Annotated in this window: 3 protein-coding genes and 1 pseudogene; 3 read left to right on the top strand and 1 reads right to left on the bottom strand. The window is 67.7% G+C overall.

Annotated elements, in window-relative coordinates; translation table 11 throughout:
- The 3 genes from Q0Z66_RS12010 to Q0Z66_RS12000 all read left to right on the top strand — a co-directional run.
- On the top strand, positions 1 to 759 hold a 759-nt coding region (locus tag Q0Z66_RS12010; RefSeq protein WP_298041472.1), incomplete at its 5' end, for an FUSC family protein.
- Between the two features lie 160 nt (positions 760 to 919).
- Positions 920 to 1,444, top strand: a complete 525-nt coding sequence (locus Q0Z66_RS12005) for a DNA alkylation repair protein (protein WP_298041470.1) — start codon at positions 920 to 922, stop codon at positions 1,442 to 1,444.
- 141 nt (positions 1,445 to 1,585) lie between these two features.
- Positions 1,586 to 4,090, top strand: a complete 2,505-nt coding sequence (locus Q0Z66_RS12000; RefSeq protein WP_298041468.1) for an RNA helicase — start codon at positions 1,586 to 1,588, stop codon at positions 4,088 to 4,090.
- A 119-nt stretch (positions 4,091 to 4,209) separates the two neighbouring features.
- Here Q0Z66_RS12000 and Q0Z66_RS11995 read toward each other — a convergent pair.
- Positions 4,210 to 4,545: pseudogene (locus Q0Z66_RS11995) on the bottom strand (short-chain dehydrogenase); the annotation flags it as partial.

Here is a 4,545-nt window from a genome sequence, read left to right as displayed (position 1 = left end):
CTGCTCGCGATCGTCGTCGCGATGGTCACCGCGTGGGCGTTCAAGGCGACGCCGGGCATGGGCAACCAGGTCGCGATCTCGGCGATGCTCGTGCTCGCCCTCGGAGCCGACAGCCCGCAGTACGCGGTCGATCGCATCCTCGAGACCCTCATCGGTGTCGTGATCGGAATCATCGTCAACGCGCTCATCGTGCCGCCCGTGCACACCGGTCCCGCCCGGCGCGACCTCGGTCTGCTCGGCGTGGAGATCGCCGCCAGCCTCGACCGGCTCGCCGCGGCCCTGCCCGTGGAGCGGTCGCCGCAGCAGCTGCAGGAGATCATGCTCGAGGCGCGCCTGCTGCGTCCGATGCAGGTGGCCGCCGAGGCATCCGTCAGCGCCGCGGAGGAGTCCCTCACCCTGAACCCGCGCCGCTCGACGCGCGGCGAGGTCGCCGAGATGCGCGCGCTGCTGCGCCGGTTGAGCCCCATCGTCACGCAGGTCATCGGCATGACCCGCGCCTACTTCGACCATTACGACGACACCCTGCCGGACGAGCCGACCGTGCATGCGATCGCCGAGCAGTTGCATCGGGCCGCTCATGACGCCCGACTCGCCGTGCAGGTCGCCGACGTCGCCCCCGAGCCCGAGACGCTCACCTCGGCGATCCCCGCGCTGACCGCGCCGCTGCGCATCACTCCCCCGGCATCCGGGCACTGGATCCTCATCGGATCCCTCATGGAAGATCTGCGCCGCATCCGCGAGGAGCTCATCGAGGAGTAGTCGGCCGGATGCCGCAGCATCCGTTCGCCCGCTTCCGCCGACACCTGTCAGTCGATTCGACACATGTCGGCCCGATTCGAGCGAATCGGCTGACATCCGTCATCGAGACCGACAAGTGTCGCGACGGATGCCGGACCTATCCTGAGGGCATGGACAAGCGGTGGATGCACTGCGTGCCGCGCTGGCAGAACTCGACGACCGGAAGATACGCGCGGCGAACGCCAAGCGCGGCGACGACCACCGCGATTTCTCAGCGGACGAGCTGGACCGGATGCTGCGTGAGACACAACCCCCGAAAATCAACCAGTGGTTCATCGACTACGTGGCGAAGAAGTCGCCGCGCGCGAACGAGATGCGCGAACGCTGGCTCGGAAACGACGATCCCACGGTCGCCGCGGCCGCCTGGTCGCTCACCGCGGAGCGTGTCGCGAAGCGTCCAGACGGTTTGGATTTGGAGCCCCTGCTCGATCTCATCGAACAGGATATGCAGCAGGCACCGCTGCGGCCGCAGTGGGCGATGAACGAGACGCTCGCGCAGATCGGCATCCATCACCCGCAGCTGCGCGCCCGAGCCGTCTCGATCGGGAACGAGCTACAGGTTCTCGCTGACTATCCCACTGCTCCCGGATGCACGTCGCCGTTCGCCCCGATCTGGATCGAGGCGATGGTGCGCCGACAGGGCTGATCCGTTTCCCCGCTTGAATGCGCCCACCCGACACTTGTCAGTCGATTCGACGGATGTCAGCCCGATCCGAGCGAATCGGCTGACATCCGTCATCGAGACTGACAGGTGTCGGCCGCGGCGATGGGGGATGATCGTAAGACCATGTCTTCTCTTCTCGACCCGGCCACCCTGCCCGATGGTTCCGACCCGGATGCCGTCTACCTCGCGTTCGTCGAGTGGGCCGAGTCCACCGGCATCCAGCTCTACCCGGCGCAGGACGAGGCGGTCATCGAGATCGTCCAGGGCAACAACCTGATCCTGTCGACGCCGACGGGCACCGGGAAGTCGCTCGTCGCGATCGGCGCGCACTTCGCAGCCCTCCTCGCGGGGCGCCGCAGCTATTACACCGCACCGATCAAGGCCCTGGTCAGCGAGAAGTTCTTCGCGCTCGTCGACGTCTTCGGCGCCGACAACGTCGGCATGGTCACGGGCGACTCGGCGGTGAATCCGGATGCGCCGATCATCTGCTGCACGGCCGAGATCCTCGCCAACCTCGCGCTGCGCCAGGGACCGGATGCCGCGGTCGGCCAGGTCGTGATGGACGAGTTCCACTTCTACGCCGATCCGGATCGCGGGTGGGCCTGGCAGGTTCCGCTGCTGACGCTGCCGCAGGCGCAGTTCGTTCTCATGTCGGCGACACTGGGCGACGTCACCGAGCTCTCGGCCGACCTGACCCGCCGCACCTCGCGCGAGACGGCCGTGGTGACGGGAGTCGAGCGTCCGGTCCCGCTACACTTCTTCTACGAGCTGACCCCGATCCACGAGACGATCGAGGACCTGCTGAACACCGGCCAGTCGCCGGTCTACATCGTGCACTTCTCGCAGGCGGCCGCCATGGAGCGCGCCCAGGCGCTGTCAAGCATGAAGATCGCCACCCGCGAGCAGCGCGACGAGATCGCGGCGCTCATCGGCGACTTCCGCTTCACGACGGCGTTCGGCAAGACGCTGTCGAAGTTCCTGCGAGCCGGCATCGGCGTGCACCATGCCGGGATGCTGCCGAAGTACCGCCGTCTCGTCGAGCAGCTCGCCCAACGCGGCAAGCTGCGCGTGATCTGCGGCACCGACACCCTCGGCGTGGGCATCAACGTGCCGATCCGCACCGTGCTGCTCACTGCGCTGACGAAGTTCGACGGCACCCGGATGCGGCAGTTGAACGCCCGCGAGTTCCACCAGATCGCAGGTCGCGCGGGCCGTGCCGGATACGACACCGCGGGCACCGTCGTCTGCCAGGCGCCCGAGCACGAGTCGGAGAACGCCGCCGCGATCAAGAAGGCCGGCGACGACCCCAAGAAGAAGCGCAAGCTCATCCGCAAGAAGGCTCCGGACGGGTTCGTCTCGTGGGGCGAACCATCGTTCCGCAAGATCGTGGATGCTGAGCCCGAGACGCTGACCTCGCACATGCAGATCACCAGCGCCATGATGCTGAACGTGATCGGCCGGGGCGGCGACGTCTTCGCCAATATGCGCGCACTGGTGTATGACAACCACGAGCCGCGCAAGCGCCAGCTCGAACTCGCCCGCCGGGCCCTGGGCATCTACCGCACGCTGCGGGAGTCCGGCGTCGTCGAGGATGACGCCGACGGCATCCGCCTCACCGTCGACCTGCAGCCGAACTTCGCGCTCAACCAGCCGCTGTCGCCGTTCGCCCTGGCGGCGTTCGAGCTGCTCGATCCCGATTCGGCGACCTACGCGCTGGACATGATCTCGATCGTCGAGTCGACGCTCGACGATCCCCGCGCGATCCTCGGCCAGCAGGAGTTCCAGGCCCGAGGCGAGGCCGTCGCCGAGATGAAGCGCGAGGGCATCGAGTACGACGAGCGCATGGAGCTGCTCGAGGAGATCACCTACCCGAAGCCGCTCGACGAGCTGCTCGGGCAGGCGTTCGAGACGTACAGCGCCGCGCAGCCCTGGATCCGCGACTTCGAACTGCACCCCAAGTCGGTCGTGCGCGACATGTACGAGCGGGCCATGTCGTTCGGGGAATACGTCGCGTTCTACAAGATCGCCCGCTCGGAGGGCGTGGTGCTGCGGTACCTGTCCGACGCGTACCGCGCCGCCGCGCACACGATCCCCGATGAGATGAAGAACGAGGATCTGCGCGATCTCATCGAATGGCTCGGCGAGCTCGTGCGCCAGGTCGACTCGTCACTGCTCGACGAGTGGGAGGAGCTGCGCGCCGGCGTCGACAACGGCACCTTCGACCGCCCCGATGAGGCCGCGATCGTTCCTCCCGCGCCCAAGCGCCTCACGTCGAACGTGCGCGCCTTCCGCACCCTGGTGCGCAATGAGCTGTTCCGCCGCGTGCAGCTCGCCGCCCGCGAGGACGTGGATGCCCTGGCCGAGCTCGATCCCGGCATCGGAGCCGATGGGTGGGATGCCGCGCTCGACGGCTATTTCGCCGACCACGACGAGATCCTCACCGGCCCGGATGCCCGCAGCGCCAAGCTGCTCATCCTCACCGAGGGGGCCTCGGAGTGGACCGCGCGGCAGATCTTCGACGACCCCGCGGGCGATCACGATTGGGGCATCTCGGCGACCATCGACCTCGCGGCATCCGACGAGGCCGGCGAGGCCGTCGTGACGGTGACGGGCGTCGACCGGCTGTAGCGGCATCCGGCCCGCTGTTGCGCACAGCGGAGGTTGTTGCACTCAGCGGATGATTCCCGTCGAAAAGTCCGCCACGTGCAACAACGTCCGTCAGGCGCAACGGGCAGGCGCGCCCGGATTCACCAGGGGTTGGGCTTGTAGTCCTTGAGGAAGACGCCGAGCTGGTCGACTCCGGCCTCTCCCTGCACGATCGGGTCGTACACGCGGGCGGCGCCGTCGACGAGGTCGAGCGGGGCGTGGAAGCCCTCCTCGGCCAGGCGGACCTTCGTCTGGTGGGGGCGCTCGTCGGTGATCCAGCCGGTGTCGACGGCGGTCATGAGGATGCGGTCGGTCTCGAACATCTCCCCGGCGCTGGTGCGCGTGAGCATGTTGAGCGCAGCCTTGGCCATGTTGGTGTGCGGATGCCCCGGGCCCTTGTAGCGGCGCGAGAACTGCCCCTCCATGGCGGAGACGTT

This window comes from uncultured Microbacterium sp. (assembly GCF_947632095.1).
In the GTDB taxonomy this organism is placed as follows: domain Bacteria; phylum Actinomycetota; class Actinomycetes; order Actinomycetales; family Microbacteriaceae; genus Microbacterium.
Note: the sequence above shows the minus strand (reverse complement) of the source record. Positions and strands in the feature narration are given on the sequence as shown.

What these genes read in the sequence shown, in the direction of transcription:
- Q0Z66_RS12000 (WP_298041468.1), top strand. Translation starts at nt 1,586, where the DNA reads ATGTCTTCTCTTCTCGACCCGGCCACCCTGCCCGATGGTTCCGACCCG.